This window comes from Ideonella sp. sgz306126, assembly GCF_056032705.1.
In genome coordinates this window covers 224,522-246,075 of the sequence record NZ_JBVYWP010000005.1, presented here as the reverse complement: position 1 = coordinate 246,075, position 21,554 = coordinate 224,522, and the positions used below count along the sequence as shown (strand labels likewise).

Genomic DNA, 21,554 nt, shown 5'->3' with positions numbered 1-21,554 from the left:
AGAATCGTCATGGACTTCCCCTTCCGGATGAGTTGATGAGAAACCGCACTTCCCATCGTGGCACTCAGTTGCCGGTTGCCGCAACGCGGCTAGTTCGGGACGGGGAAGTCCCTTTCATTCGTTAGACCTCACAATCCACCCATGGACCAACCTTCTACGCCAAAACCAAACTGGTATGTTCGCACGCTGATTGCCGTGTTTTGCATACTACTTGTGGCAATGATTGCCTACCGCTTCGCGTGGGTAGATCCCAAGGGTGAAATCAACGCAGGCCTGATCACCCTACTGTGCTTGCTGCTCGTACTGGTTCTGGCCGAGTCGTTCGACAACTTCTCCATTGGCAAAGTTATATCCATCTCTCGTGAAGCCAAGAAGAAGGAGAAGGAGGTTGAAAAGCTGGAAAAGCAGAACGCACAGCTGCTGTCCCAGCTGATCTCCATCTCAAGCACGCAGACCCAGACGCAAAGCCATACCAACGTTTACGGCGACTACCATGTCGCCCCAACGGTACGAAAGGCGAGTGAAGAGGAGGTCAGAGACAACAAGACCGCCGAGATACCCGCCACACCGATTCCGGCAGAACCTTCAAGAGCCCGGATGAACTGGAAGAAGGCGGAGGAGATCGGACTGACAAAGTATGTGCAACTTCGGTCAATTCATCCATCAAATCTGATCGCAGATGCCAAATTGGTTAACGAGTTCCAAGGAATCGATCCAATAAGCACTCTTCAGATCATCTTTGACGGCTACCTCAAGGAGCAAGATCAAGAGACCTTCGTGGAACTGAAGCCGAATATATTTGTGAGTTCAATATTTCGAGATCGGTTGTACGTAATGCTCTCGAAGATTAATCACTACAGGAACGCCAAGCGCGTCGACGCTCATCTTGACCTTGTGATCATGAAGATTCCTGGAGAAGAGTCCCGAGCGTCCCAACCAATGGAGCGATTCCTCGAAAGCTTTGCACCGGCGATTGCGGGTGGATTACTCAAGGTCGTTTCTGTTGAGTTCAGCGAAGCTGAGGCCGCCGCCTGTCGCGAAGCGCAGTGAGCTCCAGCCCCTCAGTCGAGCTGCAAATTGCAGCAAGCTGCAATTTGCAGCTCACCTCGAACGTTGGGCATCAAGGAGAACTCTCATGCGTTTCCCACTCTTCGTTCTTGGATTGATCCTTTTCTCGGGCGTCGCAGAAGCAGAGATGGCGAACAACTAAGAAGCGTCATCTGCGAGGTGGCACGCGGTGAGGGCTGGCAGATCCTTCACAGCGCACGCAGCGGAGCCCGAGGTGCTGCTCAAAAGGGTCGAAGTCGCGGTCCGAGTGCAGCAGTTCCAGCTTGTCAACGATGCAGCGCGTCGCGATCACGGTGTCGATGGTCTTGCGCACGGTCAGGCCCAGGGCGCGCAGTCGGCGGTAGTTGCGTGCAGCCTCAATGGCCACGTCCTGTCCGCCAAGAGGGACCACGGTCAGGTTCAGCAACTGCCGGCGCACTTCGTTGAACGCCTTGTCCGTTGCGCAGCCTTGCAGCACCTCGGTCAAGATCAAGTCACCCACCGCCAGCGGCACGGTGCCGAGCAGTGCATCCAGCTTGTCTGCCTGCGGAGTCGGCGTACCCCGCAGGTAGTCCACCCAGACACTCGAGTCAACCAGAATCACGTGTCGCGCCGCATGGCATCGAGGTCACCTTGCCACTGAACCTTTCCCCGAAGCCGGCGCACTTCAGCCTGGCGGTTCATCTGCAAGAGGGTCCTGAGCCCAAGCTCCACGGCTTCCTTCTTGGTCTTGGCGCCTGTGGCCTTCAACGCGTCGGCCATGAGCTTGTCGTCAATGACGATGTTCGTCCGCATGTGTATCTCCTGCGTTAGATGTACACATTCTACAGTGCGGCGGCTGAAGCCGAATCTTCGCTGGAAGCGACCGTCCCCGGGAAGGCGCTGGGCCAGCGAACCGGGGTCGTTCATCAGCCGTCTCGCGGGTCAAGGTCAAGATGACCGACGGCAGGCTCGACGTGGCTGGGGTTGACCTTGCCGGCGGCCATTTACGGACTTCTCCCAGTACAGGACGTGGGTGAAGATGCACAGACTGCCACAAGCGTTGAGGAGTGGCCATGGGAAAACGTTTGCGCAGTGCCATTGCGGTTCTGCTGCTGATGGGCAGCGGCACCAGCACCTGGGCGAGCGGGATGCTGGACGGGGCGGTCATCGTCAATACCGGCGCAGCCGACAGCGCTTATGCGATGGCCGATTGGTCTGGCGCCGTCTTCAACGTGGCCCCAGGTGACAGCTTTCTCCTCGGCGGCCAAGTGGAGAGCTGGAACAGCGGGACGATGTACGACAGCATTGACGCCGTCCGAATGCTCTACTCGCTGAACGGCGGGGCCGCCCGATCGGTTTGGCTGAGCTTGTCGCCTGCGGTGCCCCTTGATGGAAACACGCTGTGGCAAAGCTCGTACAGCGTCAACCTGGCTTCCGGTCTGACGGCGGGCAGCAACACGCTGAACCTGCGCTTCGAGGGGCTCAACGCATGGGGCCCCAATACCTTCTGGCTGGACAACGGCGGTTCAGGCTGGACGGCCACGCTGAACGTCCAGTCCCCGGTGCCCGAGCCTTCCAGCCTGGCGCTGCTGTTGGGCGGCCTGGTGGTGCTGGGGGTGTCGCGTCCCAGGCGTTCCGCCTGAAGCGGCAGCATGCGTGGCGGCCTGTCGATGCTGCCTGCCGCAGGCCGCATCGGTCGACCCGCGGTCGTCAGAGCTCGGTCCGCAGCCGCCAGATCTCGGGGAACAGCACGGTGTCGAGCATCTTGCGCAGGTAGCTGACGCCGCCGGTGCCGCCGGTGCCGCGCTTGAAGCCGATCACTCGCTCCACCGTGGTCACGTGGCGGAAGCGCCAGAGGCGGAAGGCGTCTTCGAGGTCGGTCAGCTCCTCGCCCAGCTGGTACAGGTCCCAGTGCGCCGTCGGGTCGCGGTAGACGGCCAGCCAGGCCTGCTCGACGCCGTCGCTGGCTTCGTAGGGCCGGGTCCAGTCGCGCTCGGTGTGGCTGGCGGGCACGGCCAGGCCGCGGCGGGCCAGCAGGCGCAGCGCCTCGTCGTACAGGCTGGGCGCACGCCAGGCGGTCTCGACGATGGCCAGCAGATCGGGCCGGTGCGCGTGCGGCTGCAGCATCGCCGGGTTCTTGTTGCCCAGCGTGAACTCGATGCAGCGGTACTGCCAGCTCTGGAAGCCGCTGGACTTCGCCAGGTACGGTCGGATCGCCGAGTACTCGGGCGGCGTCATCGTCGCCAGCACGTCCCAGGCGTGCACCAGCTGCTCCATGATCTTGGAGACCCGGGCCAGCATCTTGAAGGCGGGTTGCAGCTCGTCGCGCGAGAGGTGCCGCACGGCGGCGCGCATCTCGTGCAGCATCAGCTTCATCCACAGCTCGCTGGTCTGGTGCTGGACGATGAACAGCATCTCGTTGTGGTCCGGCGACAGCGGGTGCTGGGCGCCGAGGATCTCGTCGAGGTGCAGGTAGTCGCCGTAGCTCATGTCGCGCGAGAAGTCGAGCTGGGCGCCTTCGTCGCGCACGATGGCCTCGCCGGCCGCAGGGGTGTGGGGGCAGGTCATGTGACGGCGGCCTTCTGGTTGAAACGGGCTTCGCGCCACTGGCCGCTGTCCATCACGTCGGCCAGGGCCTGCACGGCGTCGAAGACGTCGACGAAGCGGGTGTAGAGCGGGGTGAAGCCGAAGCGCAGCAGGTCGGGCTCGGCGGCGCTGCCATCGCCGGCGCGGAAATCGCCGATCACGCCGCGCGCGATCAGGGCCTGCATGATCGCGTAGCCGGCGCCGTGATCCAGCCCGCCGCAACCCAGCGAGACCTGGCTGCCGCGCTGCGCGGTGTCCAGCGGCGTGGCGACGCTCAGCGGGTGGCGGGCCAGTTGCTCTCGCACCAGCGCCAGGAACAATTCGGACAGCGCCAGCGACTTGCGGCGCAGCGCCGCCATGCCGCCCAGCGGCTCGGCCGCCAGCACCGTGTCGACGCCGCATTCGAGCGCGCTCATCGCCACCACCGGCGGCGTGCCGCAGAGAAAGCGGGTGATGCCGGGGGCCGGCCGGTAGTCGGTGTCGAAGAGGAAGGGCGCGGCGTGGCCCATCCAGCCCGACAGCGGCTGCTGCAGGCGCGCCGCGTGGCGGGGATGGGCCCAGACGAAGGCCGGGGCGCCGGGGCCGCCGTTGAGGTACTTGTAGCCGCAGCCGACGGCGAAGTCGGCGGCGCGCGACGCGGCCCAGGGCACGCCATCGGCCTCGCCCGCCTTCAGGTCCACCGGCACCGCGCCGGCCGAATGGGCCAGGTCCCACAGCATCAGCACGCCGGCCGCATGGGCGCGGGCGGTGATGTCGGCCATGTCGTGCAGCCGGCCGCTGCGGTAGTTGACCTGGGTCAGCATCAGCACCGCCACGTCGTCGCGCAGGCGCGCGGCGACCTCGTCGGCCTGGATCAGCTCCAGCGTCATGCCGTGCTGGGCCGCCAGCGATTGGGCGATGTAGAGGTCGGTCGGGAAGTTGCTGCGCTCGGAGACGATGACCTTGCGCTGCGGCGCATCGGCCTGGGCGATGCGGATCGCCGCGGCGAGCGCCTTGTACAGGTTCAGCGAGGTGCTGTCGGCGACGATCAGCTCGCCCTGGCCGGCCCCCACCAGCCGGCCGATCTTGTCGCCGACCCGCTGGGGCAGCGTGATCCAGTCGGCGCTGTTCCAGCTGCGGATCAGGCCCTCGCCCCATTCCTGCTGGACCACCTGCGCTACGCGCGCCGCGGTGGCGCGGGGCAGCACGCCCAGCGAGTTGCCGTCCAGGTAGTTGACGCCGTCGGGCAGCGCGAATTGCGTGCGCAGGTCGCGCAGCGGGTCTTGGGCATCGAGCGCCTGGCACTCGGCACGGGTGGTCATCGTCGGGTCTCCTGAGGAAAGGGCAGGGCTCACAGCGCGCGCAGCACGGCCCGCACCGGCGAGGCGCAGGCGCCCGCCAGCTTGAGCGGCAGCGCGATCAGTTCGTAGTCGCCAGCGGGCACGTCGTCGAGCACCAGGTTCTCCAGCACCCGCAGGTCGTGGCGGCGCAGTTGCTGGTGGCTGTCCAGCGCCTTGCTGGAGGCCGGGTCGACCGAGGGGGTGTCGATGCCGATCAGCCGCACGCCGCGCGCCGCCAGCCACGCCACCGCCTCGGGCGCGTAGGCGGGGAAGTCGTCGACCCAGACCCGGTCGGCCCGGGCGCGGGTGCGCACCAGCACCCGCTCGGGCAGGCCGGCCTCGGCCGGCTCCAGGTGCGGGACGCGGATCAGCGCGCCGCAGTCGATCGCGTGGATCACCCGGCAGGGGCCGAGGTAGGGCTCCAGGGCCACGGCGTCGATCGCCGCCGCGTCGGCCGCGTAGTGCAGCGGCGCGTCGGCATGGGCGCCGACATGGGGCGACATCGTGATCGCGCTCAGGTTCACCGGGCAGCCGGGGCCCAGGCGCGCGGTCCAGCGCAGCGCATAGGGCTCGTCGCCGGGGAAGACCGGCGCGTCGGGCGAGATCTGCGGGGAGATGTCCCAGAGGCGGCGAGGCAAGGCAGGCTCCGAAGTCAAACTAGTTTATATCTAAACTATCGCCGCAAAGCGCGGCGGCGTCAAGGGTGGCGCGAGCGTGCGGCCCCGGCCGCGGCGTGTCAGTCGGGCTTGCCGGTGCGCTGGGCCAGGTGCATGCGCATCTGGCCCAGCAGGTCGTAGAGCTGCTGCTGTTCGCGCAGCCCGAAGCCGTCGAACAGTTCGGTCAGCCAGGCCTCGTGCTCGGCGGCCATGCGGGTGAATTCGCCGCGGCCGCGCGGCGTCAGCCGCACCCGCCACGAGCGGCCGTCGTCGGGGTCGGCCACGCGTTCGACCAGGCCTTCGGCTTCGAGCTGGTTGGTCAGCCCGGTGACGTTGCCGCCGGTCACCATCAGGTAGCTCGACAGCGCGCTCATGCGCAGGCCGTCGGGCTGGCGCTCCAGCTGCGCCAGGTAGTCGAAGCGGGCCAGCGTGGTGCCGAAGCGCTGGCGCAGCCGGGTGCGGATCTGCTGCTCGATCTGCGTGCTGCAGGCCAGCAGCCGCAGCCAGGTGCGCACCGCCAGGTGGTCGCCCGAGGCGGCGCGCGCTTCCAGGCCGATCTGCTGGGCGTCCAGTGCGGGGGCGGGCGCCGGGGCGGCGGCGCGCGATGGTTTCTTGGGGGCGGTGGAGGGCATCAGGACGCAATGTACTTGACAACTAAAGCTTTAGGACTAAACTAGTTTCCAGGCAACATCGAACCAGGAGCCGAGACATGAACATCGTCTGCATCGGAGGCGGCCCGGCCGGGCTCTACTTCGCGCTGTTGATGAAGGGGCAGGACCCGTCGCACGAGATCACCGTGGTCGAGCGCAACCGCCCCTACGACACCTTCGGCTGGGGCGTGGTGTTCTCCGACGCGACGATGGACGTGATGCGCCAATGGGACGCGCCCACCGCCGACGAGATCCAGCTCGCCTTCAACCACTGGGACGACATCGAGCTGCGTTTCAAGGGCCGCACGATCCGCTCCGGCGGCCACGGCTTCGTTGGCATCGGCCGCAAGAAGCTGCTCAACATCCTGCAGGCGCGCTGCGAGGCGCTGGGCGTGAAGCTGGTGTTCGAGACCGAGGTCGAGTCCGACACCGAGTACCCGGACGCCGACCTGATCATCGCCAGCGACGGCGTCTCGTCCAAGATCCGCAACCGCTACGCCGAGCACTTCAGGCCCGACATCGTGGTGCGGCCGAACCGCTACATCTGGCTCGGCACCAGGAAGCTGTTCGACGCCTTCACCTTCGACTTCCAGCGCACCGAGCACGGCTGGTTCCAGGCCCACATCTACAAGTTCGACGAGCAGACCACGACCTTCATCGTCGAATGCCCCGAGTCGGTCTGGCTGGCGCACGGGCTGGACCGGGCCGACCCGCAGCAGTCGATCGCGTTCTGCGAGAAGCTCTTCGCCGACACCTTGCAGGGCGAGGCGCTGATGACCAACGCGCGCCACCAGCGCGGTTCGGCCTGGCTGAACTTCCAGCGCGTCACCTGCGAGCAGTGGTCGCTGCACAACGGCCGCAGCCACGTGGTGCTGATGGGCGACGCGGTGCACACCGCGCATTTCGCGATCGGCTCGGGCACCAAGCTCGCGCTGGAGGATGCGATCGAGCTGGCCGCGCAGTTCCAGCAGCAGGGCGCCGAGGTGGACAAAATCCCGGCGGTGCTCGCGCGCTACCAGGCCTTGCGCTCGGTGGACGTGCTGCGGCTGCAGAACGCGGCGTGGAACGCGATGGAGTGGTTCGAGGTCTGCGGTACGCGCTACTGCGACCAGCTGCCGCCCGAGCAGTTCATGTATTCGATGCTGACGCGCAGCCAGCGCATCAGCCACGAGAACCTGCGCCAGCGCGACGCCGCCTGGCTCGAGGGCTTCGAGCGCTGGTTCGCCGAGCGCGCGGCCGCCCAGTCCGGCGTGCCGCTGCGCGCCGGCGAGGCCGCGCCGCCGCCGATGTTCACGCCCTACACCGTGCGCGCCGTCACGCTGAAGAACCGCGTCGTCGTCTCGCCGATGGCGCAGTATTCGGCGGTCGACGGCCTGGTGGGCGACTACCACCTGGTGCACCTGGGCGCGCGGGCTCAGGGGGGCGCGGCGATGGTGTTCGCCGAGATGACCTGCGTCAGCGCCGACGCGCGCATCACGCCGGGCTGCCCCGGCCTGTGGACCGACGCGCAGGGCGCGGCCTGGCGGCGCATCGTCGACTGGGTGCATGCGAACACCGACGCCAGGATCGCGATGCAGCTCGGCCATGCCGGCGCCAAGGGCTCGACCCGGCGCGCCTGGGACGGCATCGACCAGCCGCTGGCCGACGACGACACCGAGCCCAACTGGCCGCTGATCTCCGCCTCCCCCCAGCAGTACCTGCCGGGCCAGAGCGCCTGGTCGCGCGAGATGACGCGCGCCGACATGGACCGGGTCCGGGACGATTTCGTCGCCGCCACGCAGCGTGCCGCCGCCGCCGGCTTCGACTGGCTGGAGCTGCACTGCGCCCACGGCTACCTGCTGTCCAGCTTCATCTCGCCGCTGACCAACCAGCGCGGCGACGCCTACGGCGGCTCGCTCGCCAACCGCCTGCGCTATCCGCTGGAGGTGTTCGCGGCGGTGCGCGCGGCCTGGCCGGCGCAGCGTCCGATGTCGGTGCGGATCTCGGCCCACGACTGGGTGCCGGGCGGCATCACCCCCACCGACGCGGTGGAGATCGCGCGCGCCTTCAAGGCCGCCGGTGCCGATGTGATCGACTGCTCGTCGGGCCAGATCAGCAAGCAGGAGAAGCCGGTGTTCGGCCGCATGTTCCAGACCCCGTTCGCCGACCGCGTGCGCCAGGAAGCCGGCATCGCCACGCTCGCGGTGGGCGCGATCAGCGAGGCCGACCATGTCAACAGCATCATCGCCGCGGGCCGGGCCGACCTGTGCGCGATCGCACGCCCGCACCTGGCCAACCCGGCCTGGACGCTGACCGAAGCCGCCAAGATCGGCTACACGGCCCAGCCCTGGCCGCGGCCCTACCGCTCGGCCAAGGCCCAGATGGAAGCGAACTTCCAGCGCGAGAAGGCGCAGAGCGTGCTGGCCCAGGCCTTCGCCCAGGTGGCGGCGCAGAAGAAGGGCGCGAAGGCATGACGGCGATGACGCTGCAGGGACGGCACGTGCTGGTGACCGGGGCCGCGCGCGGCATCGGCGCCGCCATTGCCCGGCGCCTGGCGGCCGAGAGCGCGCAGCTCACGCTGCTGGGGCGCGACGCACAGCGGCTGCAGGCGCTGGCCGCCACGCTGCCGGGCCACGGCCACGGCATCGCGCTGGCCGACGTGGCCGACGAGGCCCAGGTGGCATCAGCCTTCGCGCAGGCCCGGCAGGCGCGCGGTCCGGTGGCGATCCTGGTCAACAACGCCGGCCAGGCCGAGAGTGCCCCGTTGCACAAGACCTCCACCGAGCTGTGGCAGCGCATGCTGGCGGTGAACCTCACCGGCAGCTTCCTGTGCTGCCGCGCGGCGCTGCCGGACATGCTGCAGGCGGGCTGGGGCCGCGTCGTCAACATCGCCAGCACCGCGGGCCAGCGCGGCTATGCGTACGTCGGCGCCTACAGCGCGGCCAAGCACGGCGTGCTGGGCCTGACGCGGTCGCTGGCGCTGGAAGTGGCGAAAAAGGGCATCACCGTCAACGCGGTGTGCCCGGGCTACACCGAGACCGACCTGCTGGCCGACAGCATCGCCAACGTGGTCGCCAAGACCGGCCGCAGCGCCGAGGCCGCGCGGGCCGAGTTCGCTGCCGGCAACCCCCAGGGCCGCCTCGTGCTACCGGAGCAGGTGGCCGACGCCGTCGCCTGGCTCTGCACCGATGCGTCGTCCGCGATGACCGGCCAGGCCCTGTCGGTCTCGGGCGGCGAAGTGATGTGAAGGACACCCCATGACGACCCCCTCTCCCGTCGACCCGGCCCTGCTTGCCGGCAACCGCAGGCCGCTCGCCGGCTATCGCGCCAAGCACTTCCTCTGGCAGGTGCAGGGCGCGGTGGCCACGATCACGCTCGATCGCCCCGAGCGCAAGAACCCGTTGAGCTTCGACTCGTATGCCGAATTGCGCGACCTGTTCGGCGCGCTGAAGTACGCCGACGACGTCCACGCCGTGGTCGTCACCGGCAGCGGCGGCAACTTCTGCTCCGGCGGCGACGTGCACGAGATCATCGGCCCGCTGGTGCAGCTGCCCGCGCCCGAGCTGCTGATGTTCACCCGCATGACCGGCGACCTGGTCAAGGCGATGCGCGCCTGCCCCCAGCCCATCGTGGCGGCGGTGGACGGCGTGTGCGCCGGCGCCGGCGCGATCGTCGCGATGGCCTCGGACCTGCGCCTGGGCACCGCGCGCGCCAAGACCGCGTTCCTGTTCAACCGCGTCGGCCTGGCCGGCTGCGACATGGGAGCCTGCGCGATCCTGCCGCGCCTGATCGGCCAGGGCCGGGCCAGCGAGCTGCTGTACACCGGCCGTTCGTTCAGCGGCGACGAGGGCGAGCGCTGGGGCTTTTTCAATCGGCTGGCCGAGCCGCAGGCCTTGCTGGCCGAGGCCCAGGCGCTGGCGCAAGGCCTTTGCGAGGGACCGACCTTCGCCAACGGCATCACCAAGACCATGCTGCATCAGGAATGGGCGATGACGCTGGAGCAGGCCATCGAGGCCGAGGCCCAGGCCCAGGCGCTGTGCATGCTGACGCAGGACTTCCGCCGTGCCTACGAGGCCTTCGTGGCCAGGCAGCGCCCGCGTTTCGAAGGCAACTGAACCCCGCTACAGGAGCCGCCATGGCCGACACCCGCTACCTCGACTGGCCTTTCTTCCAGCCGCACCACCGCGAACTGGCCCGCACGCTGGACGCCTGGGCGGCGCAGCACGTGGCCCCGGTGCACGGCCCCGATGTCGACGCCGACTGCCGCCGCCTGGTGGCCGTGCTGGGCGAGGCGGGCTGGCTCGCCCATGCGCTGGGCGGCCGCGCGCTGGGCGGTGCCGCCGATGCGATCGACACCCGCGCGATCTGCCTGATCCGCGAGACCCTGGCGCGCCACAACGGCCTGGCCGATTTCGCCTTCGCGATGCAAGGCCTGGGCTCGGGCGCGATCAGCCTGGCCGGCAGCGCCGAGCAACGCGCGGCCTACCTGCCGCGGGTCGCGCGGGGCGAGGCGATCGCGGCCTTCGCGCTGTCGGAGCCGGAGGCCGGATCGGACGTCGCGGCGATGGCCTGCAGCGCACGCGTCGAAGGCGATGAGGCCGTGCTCGACGGCGAGAAGACCTGGATCAGCAACGGTGGCATCGCCGACTTCTATGTGGTGTTCGCGCGCAGCAGCGATGCGCCCGGCCGCGGCGCCAAGGGCATTTCGGCCTACCTCGTCGATGCCGGCACGCCGGGCTTCGAGATCGCCGAGCGCATCGATGTCATCGCGCCGCATCCGCTGGCCCGGCTGCGCTTCACGAACTGCCGCGTGCCGCTCGCCCGGCGCATCGGCGCCGCGGGCGAGGGCTTCAAGATCGCGATGCGCACGCTGGACGTGTTCCGCACCTCGGTGGCCGCGGCCGCGCTGGGTTTCGCCCGCCGCGCACTGGACGAGGCCTTGCAGCGCGCCACCACGCGCAAGATGTTCGGCGGCGTGCTGGCCGACTTCCAGCTGACCCAGGCCAGGCTGGCCGAGATGGCCACCACGATCGACTCGGCCGCGCTGCTGGTCTACCGCGCCGCCTGGCTGCGCGACCAGGGCCAGACGGTGACGCGCGAGGCCGCGATGGCCAAGATGGCCGCCACCGAAGGCGCGCAGCAGGTGATCGACGCGGCGGTGCAGCTGTGGGGCGGGCTGGGCGTGGTCAGCGGCCAGCCGGTCGAGCGCCTGTACCGCGAGATCCGCGCGCTGCGCATCTACGAAGGCGCCACCGAAGTCCAGCAACTGATCATCGCCCGCGAACTGCTGCGCGACCTGACACCCACCTGAGCCCGGAGCCCCCGCCATGGCCACCGCCCCCCTCGACACCTTCGCCCGCGACCACCTGCCGCCGCCGGACCAGCAGCCCGAGTTCCTGTTCGAGCTGCCGGAGCTGCAATTTCCCGCCCGGCTGAACTGTGCCACCGAGCTGCTGGACCGGCACGTGGCCGAAGGCCGCGGCGACCGCGTCTGCATCCGCGCGCCGGGCCTGAGCTGGACCTACGCCGAGCTGCAGGCGCGCGCCAATCGCATCGCCAACGTGCTGGTCGACGAATGCGGCCTGGTGCCCGGCAACCGGGTGCTGCTGCGGGCGCCGAACAACCCGATGATGGCGGCGTGCTGGTTCGGCGTGATCAAGGCCGGCGGCATCGCGGTGGCCACGATGCCGCTGCTGCGCGCCAAGGAGCTGGGGCCGATCGTCGACAAGGCGCGGATCACCCACGCCTTGTGCGATGCGGCGCTGGCCGACGAACTGCGCCGCACCCAGGCGGCCTGCCCGACGCTGCGGCAGGTGCTGTGGTTCAACAGCGCCGCGCCGGACAGCCTGGAGGCGGCGATGGCGCGCCAGCCCGACCGGTTCGCCAACGCCGACACCGCGGCCGACGACACCTGCCTGCTGGCCTTCACCTCGGGCACCACCGGCGTGCCCAAGGCGACGATGCATTTCCACCGCGACGTGATGGCGGCCTGCGCCTGCTTTCCGCGCCACATCCTGCGGCCGCGGCCCGACGACGTCTTCATCGGCAGCCCGCCGCTGGCCTTCACCTTCGGGCTGGGCGGCCTGTTGCTGTTCCCGATGAGCGTGGGCGCGGCCACCGTGCTGCTGGAGAAGGCCGGCCCGCCCCAGCTGCTGGAAGGCATCCGCGACTTCGGCGCGACCGTGCTGTTCACCGCACCCACCTCGTACCGCACGCTGGCCGCGCGCGGGCTGGACCTGCGTCGCACGCCGCTGCGCCAGTGTGTCTCGGCGGGCGAGGCGCTGCCGGCCTCGACCCGCGCGCTGTGGCGCGACGCCACCGGCATCGAGCTGATCGACGGCATCGGCGCGACCGAGATGCTGCACATCTTCATCTCGGCCGACGAAGCCCATGCGCGGCCGGGCGCCACCGGCACCGTGGTGCCCGGCTACCGCGCCAGGGTGGTGGACGAAGCCATGCGCGAGGTCCCGGTGGGCACGGTGGGCAAGCTGGCGGTGAAAGGGCCGACCGGCTGCCGCTACCTGGACGACGCCCGCCAGGCGGACTACGTGAAGGACCGCTGGAACCTGACCGGCGACGCCTACCTGATGGACGCCGATGGCTACTTCCACTACCAGGCCCGCACCGACGACATGATCGTCTCGGCCGGCTACAACATCGCCTCGCCCGAGGTCGAGGACGCGCTGATGCTGCATCCGGCGGTGGCCGAATGCGCGGTGATCGGCGTGCCCGACGAGGAGCGCGGCCAGATCGTCAAGGCCTTCGTCGTGCTGCGGCCGGGCCAGGGCGCGGGGCCCGAGACGGCGCGCGCGCTGCAGGACTTCGTCAAGCAGACGGTGGCCCCGTACAAGTACCCGCGGGCAGTCGCGTTCGTCGACAAGCTGCCCCGCACCCAGACCGGCAAGCTGCAGCGCTTCAAGCTGCGCGACCCCCAGGAGAGCTGAGATGACCAAGACCGTGCTGCAGCCCGCAGGCTGGGCCGCTCCCAAGGGCTATGCCAACGGCGTCGCCGCGAGCGGCCGGCAGGTGTTCGTGGCCGGCCAGATCGGCTGGAACGCCGAGAGCCGGTTCGAGAGCGACGACCTGGTCGCCCAGGTGCGCCAGGCGCTGCTGAACGTGCGCGCCGTGCTGGCCGAGGCCGGCGCCACGCCAGGCCACATCACCCGCATGACCTGGTACCTGATGGACCGGCGCGACTACCTGGCCCGCGCGGCCGAGATCGGGCGCGTCTACCGCGAGGTGCTGGGCCGCGAGTTCGCGATCGCGATGACCGCGGTGCAGGTGGCGGGCCTGATGGAGGCGCGGGCGCTGGTCGAGATCGAGGTGACGGCGGTGCTGCCCGACTGAGGGCGGGCCGGGCGATCAGGTCGGCAACGCCACCGGTGCCGTCCGCCCGGCCCTGCCCGGGGCCTGCAGCCAGTGCAGCGCGACCTGGCGGCCGGGGTCGACCCAGACGCCCGCTGGCGACCAGCCCGCCGCGTGCGCCAGGCGCTGGAAGCCTTGCACCGTGTACTTGTAGGAGCTCTCGGTGTGCACGCTGTCGCCTTCGTCGAAATCGAAGGCCTGGCTGCCCACGGTCACGCGCTGCGGGCAGCGGCTCACCAGGTGCATCTCGACGCGTTGCAGCGGCGCGTTGTAGAAGGCGCAGTGCTGCCACTGGTCCAGCTTGAAGTCCGCGCCGGCCTCCCGGTTGGCGCGCGCCCACAGGTTGAGGTTGAACTCGGCGGTGACGCCCTCGGTATCGTTGTAGGCCGCGTGCAGCCGCTGCGGGTCCTTGACCAGGTCGACGCCGATCAGCAGCCCGCCTTCGTCCAGTTCGAGGCGCCATTGGCGCAGCAAGGCCGTGGCGTGCGCGGGCTCGAAGTTGCCGATCGAACTGCCCGGATAGAAGCCGACGCGGGGCCCGGGGCCCAGACGCGGCGGCAGTACCAGCGCGCGGGTGAAGTCGGCCACCAGCGGGCGGATCGCCAGCCCCGGCAGCTCGGCGCGCAGCGCCGCGGCGGCGGCCAGCAGGTAGTCGCCCGAGATGTCCACCGGCACATAGCCGACCGGCGCCTCCAGCGCCCCCAGCAGCAGGCGCACCTTGCGCGCGGCGCCGGCGCCCCATTCGACGATCTCGGCGCCCGGGCCGATCTGCCGCGCGATGTCGGCCGCGTGGCGTTCGAGCAAGGCCAGCTCGGTGCGGGTCGGGTAGTACTCCGGCAGCTCGCAGATCCGGTCGAACAGCTGCGAGCCGCGGAAGTCGTAGAACCACTTGGGGGCCACGCGGCGCGGGCGCGCGGCCAGCCCGGCCCGCAGGTCGTCGGTGAAGCCGGTCACAGGTCGCGGGCCAGTCGCAGGCCGGTGAACTGCCAGCGCGCGGCCGGCGGGAAGAAGTTGCGGTAAGTGGCGCGTTCGTGCCCGGTCGGCGTGGCGCTGCTGCTGCCGCGCAGCACGATCTGCCCGACCATGAACTTGCCGTTGTATTCGGCCACGGCGCCCGGCGGCGGCCGGTAGCGCGGGTAGGGGTCGTAGGCCGAACGCGTCCACTGCCAGGCCGCGCCGAACGCCTGGGCCGGCGGCGCCGTGCCGCAGGCCGCGGCTTCCCATTCGAACTCGGTCGGCAGGCGCGCGCCGGCCCATTCGGCGAAGGCGGCCGCTTCGTAGAAGCTCAGGTGGCGCACCGGCTGGTCCGGCTCGCGCGGCTGGGCGCCATGCAGCGTGAATGCCAGGCCGTCCTCCAGCCAGTAGAGCGGCGCCGTCCAGCCCTGCGACTGCACATGGGCCCAGCCGTCCGACAACCACAGCGCCGCACGCCGGTAGCCACCGTCGTCGATGAAGTCCTGGTACTCGGCATTCGTCACCAGGCGGCGGGCCAGCGCGTGCGGCGGCAGCAGCACGGCGTGGCGGGGGCCCTCGTTGTCGAACGCGAAACCCGCGCCGCGGTGGCCGATCTCGACCCGCCCGCCCGGGTGCTCCAGCCAGCCTGCGGGGCCGGCGGCGAGCCGCGGCGCCGGCCCGGCCCGCATGGCCGGGCGCATCGGGTTCATCGACAAGGCGTGCAGGATGTCGGTCAGCAGCAACTCCTGGTGCTGTTGTTCATGCTGCAGCCCCAGCTCGATCAGCGCGCTGCAGGCCTCGGGGAGATCGGCTCCGCACTCGGCGATCAGCGCCAGCAGGGCCTGGTCCACCGACGCGCGGTAGGCCTTCACCTCGGCCAGCGAAGGTCGGGTCAGCAGGCCGCGCTGCGGTCTCGGGTGGCGCGGTCCGAGGCTCTCGTAGTACGAATTGAACAAGCGGCCGTAGTGGGGATCGACGACCTGGTAGCCGGGCGCCTGCGGGCCCAGCACCACGGCCTCGAAAAACCAGGTGGTGTGGGCGAGATGCCATTTGGTCGGGCTCGCGTCGGGCATCGACTGGATGCACTGGTCTTCCGCGCTCAGCGGCTCGGCCAGCGCCAGCGAGTGGCGACGCACCGCGAGGAAGCGTTCGGCCAAGGTCTCGCGGCGGTCGACGAGGGGCGGTCCCCAGCAGGTGGTCATCGGTCACTCCTGATCGGCGCCGGAGGCCGCATCGCGCGATCGCGCGGGGCTGGGCAGGGCGGACGGGGATGGTCGGTGGTCTGGCCGCAGCATACGCCGCCGGGCCGGCGCTTGCAGCGCCGTGCTGCGCCTGGAGGGTCCGATTTTTTTATCGCGCAGTCTGTAAGGTGTCTGCCCCTTGGCGCGTCTAACCAGCACCCAGGCGCCAAACCGGGCGGTCGCAAGACCTCCGGTTCGGCAGCCGGGCCCCGTCGATTCAACCCCGTCTTCCTTTGGAGAGTCCGATGTCTTGCGTCCGCACCCCCATTCCCACCGTCGCCCTGGCCCTCGCGCTCGGCACCGCCTTCGTCGCATTGCCGGTGGCCGCCCAGGCCGCGGACAAGGACAAATGCTTCGGCGTGGCCTTGAAGGGCAAGAACGACTGCAAGGCCGGTGCTGGCACCACCTGTGCAGGCACGTCCAAGGTCGACGACCAGGGCAATGCCTGGTCCTTCGTGCCCCAGGGCACGTGCACGAAGACGCCGTCCAAAACCTCGCCGACCGGCTTCGGCCAGCTCACGGCCTTCGCGCAGAAGAAGGCCTGACGGTCCGCCTCGCCATGCATCGACGCGCCGTCATCACGCCGCGGTCCGACGGGTCCCTGACCGACCTGCCGGCGCGCGCGGGCATCGGGCTCAAGCCGGAACATGTCCGCGAGGTGCTGGCGACGCGGCCCGACCTGGGCTTCTTCGAGGTGCACGCCGAGAACTACATGGTCGATGGCGGCCCTTATCACCACGCGCTGTCCCGCATCCGCGAGCACTACCCGCTGTCGCTGCACGGCGTGGGTTTGTCGATCGGCGGCGAGGCGCCGCTGGACGAGGCGCATCTGGACCGCCTGGCCGTGCTGATCCGGCGCTACGAACCGGCCTCGTTTTCCGAGCACCTGGCCTGGTCCAGCCATGGCGGCACTTTCTTCAACGACCTGCTGCCGCTGCCCTACGACGCCGCGACGCTGGCGCGCGTGTGCGAGCACATCGACCGCGTGCAGCAGCGCCTGCGGCGAAGGATGCTGCTGGAGAACCCGTCGACCTATCTCGAATTCGAGGCGTCCACGATGAGCGAGCCGCAGTTCCTCGGCGAGGTGCTGAGGCGCACCGGTTGCGGCCTGCTGCTGGACGTCAACAACGCGTACGTGTCCTGCACCAACCATGGTCGCGACGCCGCCGCCTACCTCGCCGAATTGCCGCTGGCGCAGGTCGGCGAGATCCATCTCGCGGGGTTCGCCCGCGACCGCGACGCCGCCGGCTCGCCGCTGCTGATCGACAGCCATGGCACGCCGGTCGACGACGCGGTGTGGGCGCTGTACGGGCAGGTGGTGGAGCGCCTCGGCGCCGTGCCCACGCTGCTCGAGCGCGACCAGGACCTGCCGTCGCTGGGCACGCTGCAGGCCGAGGCCGGGCGGGCCGAGGCGATGCTGCGTGCCGCGGCGCGGCCGACCCGGTCTCCGGTACCCGATGGCGAGCGGAGGCGGGCATGAGCGCGCCGGGCGCCGCCAAGCGGGTTGAGCAGGCGGACATCGCAGCGGCCTTGCTCGATCCGCAGCGGGCCGGTCCGCCCGGTTTGCGCGCCTGGAACGGGTCCGACCCCGGCGCGCGCCTGGCGGTTCACCGCAACAACGTCGTCAGCTCGCTGATCGATGCGTTGTCCGATACCTTCACGGTGACGCAGGACCTGGTCGGGGTCGCGTTCTTCCGCACGATGGCGAGCCGCTTCGTGCGCCAGGCGCCGCCGCGCTCGCCCATCCTCGCGTTCTACGGCGACGCCTTCCCGGCGTTCATCGAGGACTTCGAACCCGCGCGACCCTTGCCCTACCTGGCCGATGTCGCCCGGCTGGAGTTCGCGCGGGTACGGGCCTGCCACGCGGCCGATGCCGAGCCGGTGAAGGCCGAGGCGGTGAGCGCCGCGCTGGCCTGCGGCGACCGCATCGGCGAGCTGAGGCTGGTGCTGCATCCGTCCGTGGCGGTGGTGGACTCGGTCCATCCGGTGGTGTCGCTGTGGGCGGCCCACCAGGGGCACGGCGACCTGGCCCAGGTCGATCCGGATCGGGCCGAAGCGGCGCTGGTGTTGCGGCCCGGCCTGGAGGTGCTGGTGCTGGCCTGCCCGGCCGGCACCGCGGGCTTCGTGGCGGCGCTGCAGTGCGGGCAGGCGCTGGGCGAGGCGGCCGCCTCGGCCACCGCGGCGGCGCCGTCGTTCGATCTCGCGGCCGGCCTGTCGCTGCTGCTGGGCCACGGTGCGCTCGCGGCGATCCAACTTCCACCGGGATGCTCGCCATGATCTTTCTCTCTTCCCTCGTGCATCGCCTGATCCGCGCCTTCGAGCGCATTCCGCACCGCCTGATCGCGCTGCTGGCGCGGCTGTCGATGGCGGCGGTGTTCTGGAGCTCCGGGCAGACCAAGGTGCAGGGCTTCGTCGTCAACCTGCTGACCGGCGAGGTCCACCTGGGCTGGCCGCGCCTGTCGGACTCGGTGGTGGACCTGTTTCGCGACGAGTACAAGCTGCCCCTGGTGCCGCCGGAGATCGCCGCGACGATGGCCGCCACGGCCGAGCATGTGTTCCCGCTGCTGCTGCTGATCGGCCTGGGCACGCGCCTGTCGGCACTGGCCCTGCTGGGCATGACGATGGTGATCGAGGTCTTCGTCTATCCCGACGCCTACCCGACCCATGGCACCTGGGCCGCGATCTTCCTGTACCTGATGGCCCGCGGTCCGGGGGCGTGGTCGGTGGACCATTGGCTGGCCGGCCGATGCGGCTCCCGGAGCGTCGGGCGCGGTGTCCGGCACCGTGGTCGCGAACAGTGAAAATCGCACAGTCGGCGCCAAACCGCGCGCCCAAGGCGTCCACCCGGCGCGCCGGGCATCCACACTGGTCATCGGTCACCAGTCGGTAAGGACCGACGCTCGCGTGCCCGCCCGCTGACCGGGAGGGCCGCGATGGAACGGTGCGGCCTTGAGGTGACGGCATGTCCCACGTGAACCCCGAAGACGCGATGCCACCCGCTGCGGTGTCCGCCAAGGTGATGCAGACCGAGGCGCTTGAACTCGGCTTCTCGCAGTGCGTGCACGCGATGGAGAGAACCTTGTACGCCACGCCGGTGGGCTGGGCACTGGCCATTTGGTTGGTGCACGGCGTGGTTCCCCGGGTCAACGTGTTGCAGTGGCTGGCCTTGTTTTTCGTTGGCTGGTGCGCCGGCTTGCTGATGCTGCGCCGGATGTCGAAGGCGGGGCCCCGCTTCGCGAAGCACCACCTGGGGCTGTTGGTCGTGGCAGGCGTCGACGGGATGTGCTGGGGATCGAGCGTGTTGCTGCTGATGACGCATGACCAGCGGGTGGACGCGTGGCTGGTGATCGTGCTGTGCGGCGTGGTCTCGGTGAATGCGCCGACCTACATCACCTACCCCCGCGCGTTCCGCGTGTTGGCGGCAGCCCTGTGGTTGACCGCCTCCGCGTCGGCCGTGGCATTGAGGGCCCGTTTCGACGTCGCCCCGCAACTGATCGCGGGCCTGCTGGTGTACCTGGCCATGGTGGTCTACACCCTCCGGTCGATTTCATCCCGGGTGATCGAGGGCATCCGGCTGCAACTGGAGAACGCGGCGCTGGCCGATCAACTCCGACAGAGCCTGGTTCAAGTCAAACACCAGGCCAGCACCGATGCGTTGACCGGACAACTGAACCGTCGGGCGCTGGATCTGGCCCTCGATGGCCTGATCGTCGAGGGCGACCGACGCGGTCGGATGTTCTCCCTGCTGATGCTGGACATCGATTTCTTCAAGCACATCAACGACACCCACGGCCACGGGGTCGGCGACCTGGCGTTGCAGTCGGTTGCGCAAAGAATCGCGGCGCAACTGCGCGCGGGTGACTTGTGCGCCCGCTTCGGCGGCGAGGAGTTCGTGATGCTGCTGCCGTCGACCGATCTCGTGCAGGCCTGCGAGGTGGCCGAGCGGATCCGCGCGAAGCTGGAGGCTTCCCCCTTGGCGACCGAGCCGCCTCTCGCGATCACCGCGTCGATCGGGGTGGCCACCTACGAAACGGGCATGAGCGCTGAAGCGCTGCTCGGCGCGGCCGACCGCGAGGTGTATGCGGCCAAGCGAAGCGGCCGAAACCAGGTCTGTCCGGCTCGGCCGCCCAGGAATTCCTAGGGGCCGGGCGGCGGCCGGACCTTGGCGAGGAAGGCCGGCGGCATCGGCTGGACCTTGCGCGTGCGCTTGTCGATGAACACCACGCCGGTCTTGCCGCGCGCCACCTCGCGGCCCGAGTCGCGTTCGTCCATGCGGAAGTGCAGGTCGAAGCCGTAGCGGTTGAAGTCGCCGGGGGCCAGCGAGAGCCGCAAGGTCTCGCCGTGGAAGGCTTCCGACTTGTACTGCGCGCCGATGTCGGCCACCACGATGGCGCAGCCCTCGATGTCGGATTCGCGGTAGCCCAGCGACTTGAAGAAGCGCACCCGGGCCTCCGAGACCAGCGTCAGCAGCTGGGCGTTGTCCAGGTGGCCGCCGGGGTTGACGTGGCTGATGTAGATCTGGATGTCGGTGGCGAAGGCCACGTCGGTGGGCAACTCGAACTGCAGGCGGGCCATGGCGGATCGTCGAAGGGGAAAGCCGCGATTGTCGTCGCCCGCTCGCCCACACGGCGGACCCACCGCCGGACCTGCGCCGGCGTGCCGCCGGATCAGACCCGGTTCAGCACCGCACCATGGTGCTGGCGCAGGCGCTCGATCAGGTGCGGTGCGATCCGGCTCAGCGGCAGCACCTCGTCGGCGGCGCCGTGGGCGATGGCCTCGCGCGGCATGCCGAACACGACGCAGCTGGCCTCGTCCTGGCAGACGTTGTAGCTGCCGGCGTCGCGCATCGCCTTCATCGCGCGGGCGCCGTCGGCGCCCATGCCGGTGAGCATGATGCCCAGCGCGTTCGGGCCGACCACGCGGGCCGCCGACTCGAACAGCACTTCCACCGAAGGCTTGTGGCGGTTCACCGGTTCGCCGTCGCGGACCCGGGCGATGTAGTTGGCGCCCGAGCGCTCGACGCTCAGGTGCAGCCCGCCCGGCGCGATGTAGGCATGGCCGGGCAGGATGCGTTCGCCGTCCACCGCCTCCTTCACGCGGATGCGGCACAGGCCGTCCAGGCGGGCGGCGTAGCTGCGCGTGAAGCCGGGCGGCATGTGCTGGGTGATGACCACCGCCGGCGAGTCGGGCGGCAGGTTCACCAGCACCTCCTTGGTGGCCTCGGTGCCGCCGGTGGAGGCGCCGATGAAGATGATCTTCTCGGTCGACAGCCGGCCCAGGCTGGCCACCGGCGCGCGGGCGGCCGGCGCCGGGCTGCCGACCCCGGTGGCGGCCGGGGCCGCCACCGGGGTCGGACTGCGCCGGATCTGGGCGCGCGCCGCGATGCGGATCTTGTCGGTGATGTCGTCGGCCAGCAGCGTCAGCCCGTCGGCGATGCCGATCTTGGGCTTGGCCACGAAGTCGACCGCGCCCAGTTCGAGCGCCTTGAGCGTGACGTCCGCGCCGCGCTCGGTGAGGGTCGAGACCATCACCACCGGCATCGGCCGCAGCCGCATCAGGCGCGAGAGGAAATCGAGCCCGTCCATGCGCGGCATCTCGACGTCGAGCGTGATCACGTCGGGGTCGAGGTTGCGGATCATCTCGCGCGCGGCGAACGGGTCGGCCGCGGCGCCGATGCAGGTCATGTCGGGCTGGCGGTTGATGATCTCGCCCAGCAGGCTGCGCACCAGGGCCGAATCGTCCACCACCACCACGCGGGTCTTGGCCATCATGAGG

23 protein-coding genes are annotated in these 21,554 nt (G+C 69.8%); 13 read left to right on the top strand and 10 right to left on the bottom strand.

Going from position 1 to position 21,554, the window contains the following annotated elements; translation table 11 throughout:
• Nucleotides 1-141: 141 nt before the first annotated feature.
• Nucleotides 142-1,050 (top strand): hypothetical protein, encoded by a 909-nt coding sequence (locus tag AC0N04_RS16250; protein ID WP_474283299.1) that lies wholly within the window; start codon nucleotides 142-144, stop codon nucleotides 1,048-1,050.
• Between the two features lie 166 nt (nucleotides 1,051-1,216).
• Here AC0N04_RS16250 and vapC read toward each other — a convergent pair whose 3' ends face one another.
• Together vapC and AC0N04_RS16240 are read right to left on the bottom strand one after the other, a co-directional pair.
• Complete coding sequence (vapC, locus tag AC0N04_RS16245; RefSeq protein ID WP_474283298.1) at nucleotides 1,217-1,651, bottom strand: type II toxin-antitoxin system VapC family toxin; 435 nt, start codon at nucleotides 1,649-1,651, stop codon at nucleotides 1,217-1,219.
• Nucleotides 1,648-1,842 carry a type II toxin-antitoxin system VapB family antitoxin gene (locus AC0N04_RS16240; protein ID WP_474283297.1) on the bottom strand — a complete coding sequence of 65 codons (195 nt, stop codon included), beginning with the start codon at nucleotides 1,840-1,842 and terminating at the stop codon, nucleotides 1,648-1,650. Before AC0N04_RS16240 ends, vapC begins: the two co-directional genes overlap by 4 nt.
• 260 nt (nucleotides 1,843-2,102) lie before the next feature.
• Here AC0N04_RS16240 and AC0N04_RS16235 point away from each other — a divergent pair, with 260 nt between their 5' ends.
• Nucleotides 2,103-2,672: a PEP-CTERM sorting domain-containing protein gene (locus tag AC0N04_RS16235; RefSeq protein WP_474283296.1), complete on the top strand. Its 570-nt coding sequence runs from the start codon at nucleotides 2,103-2,105 to the stop codon at nucleotides 2,670-2,672.
• Nucleotides 2,673-2,739: 67 nt separating this feature from the next.
• Here AC0N04_RS16235 and kynA read toward each other — a convergent pair whose 3' ends face one another.
• The 4 genes from kynA to AC0N04_RS16215 form a co-directional block, all read right to left on the bottom strand.
• A complete protein-coding gene (gene kynA / locus AC0N04_RS16230; protein ID WP_474283295.1) occupies nucleotides 2,740-3,597 on the bottom strand; it encodes a tryptophan 2,3-dioxygenase in 858 nt (285 codons plus the stop codon).
• The gene (gene kynU / locus AC0N04_RS16225) at nucleotides 3,594-4,916 is read right to left on the bottom strand and encodes a kynureninase (RefSeq protein ID WP_474283294.1); all 1,323 of its coding nucleotides are present in this window, start codon (nucleotides 4,914-4,916) and stop codon (nucleotides 3,594-3,596) included. The genes kynA and kynU overlap by 4 nt, the downstream gene beginning before the upstream one ends.
• Nucleotides 4,917-4,945: 29 nt before the next feature.
• Complete coding sequence (gene kynB, locus AC0N04_RS16220; RefSeq protein WP_474283293.1) at nucleotides 4,946-5,572, bottom strand: arylformamidase; 627 nt, start codon at nucleotides 5,570-5,572, stop codon at nucleotides 4,946-4,948.
• 98 nt (nucleotides 5,573-5,670) lie between these two features.
• The gene (locus tag AC0N04_RS16215) at nucleotides 5,671-6,222 is read right to left on the bottom strand and encodes a MarR family winged helix-turn-helix transcriptional regulator (protein ID WP_474283292.1); all 552 of its coding nucleotides are present in this window, start codon (nucleotides 6,220-6,222) and stop codon (nucleotides 5,671-5,673) included.
• A 77-nt stretch (nucleotides 6,223-6,299) separates the two neighbouring features.
• Here AC0N04_RS16215 and AC0N04_RS16210 point away from each other — a divergent pair, with 77 nt between their 5' ends.
• The 6 genes from AC0N04_RS16210 to AC0N04_RS16185 are packed head-to-tail and all read left to right on the top strand — an operon-like array spanning nucleotide 6,300 to nucleotide 13,566.
• Nucleotides 6,300-8,693 carry a bifunctional salicylyl-CoA 5-hydroxylase/oxidoreductase gene (locus AC0N04_RS16210; RefSeq protein ID WP_474283291.1) on the top strand — a complete coding sequence of 798 codons (2,394 nt, stop codon included), beginning with the start codon at nucleotides 6,300-6,302 and terminating at the stop codon, nucleotides 8,691-8,693.
• Nucleotides 8,690-9,466: an SDR family NAD(P)-dependent oxidoreductase gene (locus tag AC0N04_RS16205; protein WP_474283290.1), complete on the top strand. Its 777-nt coding sequence runs from the start codon at nucleotides 8,690-8,692 to the stop codon at nucleotides 9,464-9,466. Before AC0N04_RS16210 ends, AC0N04_RS16205 begins: the two co-directional genes overlap by 4 nt.
• A 10-nt stretch (nucleotides 9,467-9,476) precedes the next feature.
• Nucleotides 9,477-10,334: an enoyl-CoA hydratase family protein gene (locus AC0N04_RS16200; RefSeq protein ID WP_474283289.1), complete on the top strand. Its 858-nt coding sequence runs from the start codon at nucleotides 9,477-9,479 to the stop codon at nucleotides 10,332-10,334.
• A gap of 20 nt (nucleotides 10,335-10,354) precedes the next feature.
• Nucleotides 10,355-11,530, top strand: coding sequence for an acyl-CoA dehydrogenase family protein (locus AC0N04_RS16195; protein ID WP_474283288.1), 1,176 nt, complete (start codon nucleotides 10,355-10,357; stop codon nucleotides 11,528-11,530).
• 16 nt (nucleotides 11,531-11,546) lie between these two features.
• Complete coding sequence (locus AC0N04_RS16190; RefSeq protein ID WP_474283287.1) at nucleotides 11,547-13,163, top strand: benzoate-CoA ligase family protein; 1,617 nt, start codon at nucleotides 11,547-11,549, stop codon at nucleotides 13,161-13,163.
• A 1-nt stretch (nucleotide 13,164) separates the two neighbouring features.
• Entirely contained in the window at nucleotides 13,165-13,566 is a 402-nt protein-coding gene (locus tag AC0N04_RS16185) for a RidA family protein (protein ID WP_474283286.1), read from the top strand.
• Between the two features lie 15 nt (nucleotides 13,567-13,581).
• Here the strand turns inward: AC0N04_RS16185 and egtD are convergent, their stop codons facing one another.
• Nucleotides 13,582-14,538, bottom strand: coding sequence for an L-histidine N(alpha)-methyltransferase (gene egtD, locus AC0N04_RS16180; RefSeq protein WP_474283285.1), 957 nt, complete (start codon nucleotides 14,536-14,538; stop codon nucleotides 13,582-13,584).
• The gene (gene egtB / locus AC0N04_RS16175; protein WP_474283284.1) at nucleotides 14,535-15,740 is read right to left on the bottom strand and encodes an ergothioneine biosynthesis protein EgtB; all 1,206 of its coding nucleotides are present in this window, start codon (nucleotides 15,738-15,740) and stop codon (nucleotides 14,535-14,537) included. Before egtB ends, egtD begins: the two co-directional genes overlap by 4 nt.
• A gap of 284 nt (nucleotides 15,741-16,024) precedes the next feature.
• Here egtB and AC0N04_RS16170 point away from each other — a divergent pair, with 284 nt between their 5' ends.
• From AC0N04_RS16170 to AC0N04_RS16150, 5 genes are all read left to right on the top strand, one after another.
• Entirely contained in the window at nucleotides 16,025-16,324 is a 300-nt protein-coding gene (locus tag AC0N04_RS16170; protein ID WP_474283283.1) for a BufA1 family periplasmic bufferin-type metallophore, read from the top strand.
• A gap of 14 nt (nucleotides 16,325-16,338) precedes the next feature.
• Nucleotides 16,339-17,259 (top strand): MNIO family bufferin maturase, encoded by a 921-nt coding sequence (bufB, locus tag AC0N04_RS16165; protein ID WP_474283282.1) that lies wholly within the window; start codon nucleotides 16,339-16,341, stop codon nucleotides 17,257-17,259.
• A complete protein-coding gene (locus AC0N04_RS16160; RefSeq protein ID WP_474283281.1) occupies nucleotides 17,256-18,056 on the top strand; it encodes an HvfC/BufC family peptide modification chaperone in 801 nt (266 codons plus the stop codon). The genes bufB and AC0N04_RS16160 overlap by 4 nt, the downstream gene beginning before the upstream one ends.
• A complete protein-coding gene (locus AC0N04_RS16155) occupies nucleotides 18,053-18,580 on the top strand; it encodes a DoxX family protein (RefSeq protein WP_474283280.1) in 528 nt (175 codons plus the stop codon). The genes AC0N04_RS16160 and AC0N04_RS16155 overlap by 4 nt, the downstream gene beginning before the upstream one ends.
• A gap of 161 nt (nucleotides 18,581-18,741) precedes the next feature.
• Nucleotides 18,742-19,920 (top strand): GGDEF domain-containing protein, encoded by a 1,179-nt coding sequence (locus tag AC0N04_RS16150; RefSeq protein WP_474283279.1) that lies wholly within the window; start codon nucleotides 18,742-18,744, stop codon nucleotides 19,918-19,920.
• On the opposite strand, the gene AC0N04_RS16145 is transcribed toward AC0N04_RS16150, so the two are convergent.
• Both AC0N04_RS16145 and AC0N04_RS16140 read right to left on the bottom strand, forming a co-directional pair.
• On the bottom strand, nucleotides 19,917-20,354 hold the full coding sequence (locus AC0N04_RS16145; protein ID WP_474283278.1) for an acyl-CoA thioesterase: 438 nt from the start codon (nucleotides 20,352-20,354) through the stop codon (nucleotides 19,917-19,919). The genes AC0N04_RS16150 and AC0N04_RS16145 overlap by 4 nt on opposite strands.
• Nucleotides 20,355-20,446: 92 nt before the next feature.
• On the bottom strand, nucleotides 20,447-21,550 hold the full coding sequence (locus AC0N04_RS16140; RefSeq protein ID WP_474283277.1) for a protein-glutamate methylesterase/protein-glutamine glutaminase: 1,104 nt from the start codon (nucleotides 21,548-21,550) through the stop codon (nucleotides 20,447-20,449).
• Between the last annotated feature and the right edge of the window lie 4 nt (nucleotides 21,551-21,554).

Bases quoted from the DNA above. Each gene is read 5' to 3' on its own strand.
- AC0N04_RS16250 (WP_474283299.1), top strand. From the start codon at position 142: ATGGACCAACCTTCTACGCCAAAACCAAACTGGTATGTTCGCACGCTG.
- AC0N04_RS16240 (WP_474283297.1), bottom strand. From the start codon at position 1,842: ATGCGGACGAACATCGTCATTGACGACAAGCTCATGGCCGACGCGTTG.
- AC0N04_RS16235 (WP_474283296.1), top strand. From the start codon at position 2,103: ATGGGAAAACGTTTGCGCAGTGCCATTGCGGTTCTGCTGCTGATGGGC.
- kynA (WP_474283295.1), bottom strand. From the start codon at position 3,597: ATGACCTGCCCCCACACCCCTGCGGCCGGCGAGGCCATCGTGCGCGAC.
- kynU (WP_474283294.1), bottom strand. From the start codon at position 4,916: ATGACCACCCGTGCCGAGTGCCAGGCGCTCGATGCCCAAGACCCGCTG.
- AC0N04_RS16215 (WP_474283292.1), bottom strand. From the start codon at position 6,222: ATGCCCTCCACCGCCCCCAAGAAACCATCGCGCGCCGCCGCCCCGGCG.
- AC0N04_RS16210 (WP_474283291.1), top strand. From the start codon at position 6,300: ATGAACATCGTCTGCATCGGAGGCGGCCCGGCCGGGCTCTACTTCGCG.
- AC0N04_RS16205 (WP_474283290.1), top strand. From the start codon at position 8,690: ATGACGGCGATGACGCTGCAGGGACGGCACGTGCTGGTGACCGGGGCC.
- AC0N04_RS16200 (WP_474283289.1), top strand. From the start codon at position 9,477: ATGACGACCCCCTCTCCCGTCGACCCGGCCCTGCTTGCCGGCAACCGC.
- AC0N04_RS16195 (WP_474283288.1), top strand. From the start codon at position 10,355: ATGGCCGACACCCGCTACCTCGACTGGCCTTTCTTCCAGCCGCACCAC.
- AC0N04_RS16190 (WP_474283287.1), top strand. From the start codon at position 11,547: ATGGCCACCGCCCCCCTCGACACCTTCGCCCGCGACCACCTGCCGCCG.
- AC0N04_RS16185 (WP_474283286.1), top strand. From the start codon at position 13,165: ATGACCAAGACCGTGCTGCAGCCCGCAGGCTGGGCCGCTCCCAAGGGC.
- egtB (WP_474283284.1), bottom strand. From the start codon at position 15,740: ATGACCACCTGCTGGGGACCGCCCCTCGTCGACCGCCGCGAGACCTTG.
- AC0N04_RS16170 (WP_474283283.1), top strand. From the start codon at position 16,025: ATGTCTTGCGTCCGCACCCCCATTCCCACCGTCGCCCTGGCCCTCGCG.
- bufB (WP_474283282.1), top strand. From the start codon at position 16,339: ATGCATCGACGCGCCGTCATCACGCCGCGGTCCGACGGGTCCCTGACC.
- AC0N04_RS16160 (WP_474283281.1), top strand. From the start codon at position 17,256: ATGAGCGCGCCGGGCGCCGCCAAGCGGGTTGAGCAGGCGGACATCGCA.
- AC0N04_RS16155 (WP_474283280.1), top strand. From the start codon at position 18,053: ATGATCTTTCTCTCTTCCCTCGTGCATCGCCTGATCCGCGCCTTCGAG.
- AC0N04_RS16150 (WP_474283279.1), top strand. From the start codon at position 18,742: ATGTCCCACGTGAACCCCGAAGACGCGATGCCACCCGCTGCGGTGTCC.
- AC0N04_RS16145 (WP_474283278.1), bottom strand. From the start codon at position 20,354: ATGGCCCGCCTGCAGTTCGAGTTGCCCACCGACGTGGCCTTCGCCACC.
- AC0N04_RS16140 (WP_474283277.1), bottom strand. From the start codon at position 21,550: ATGATGGCCAAGACCCGCGTGGTGGTGGTGGACGATTCGGCCCTGGTG.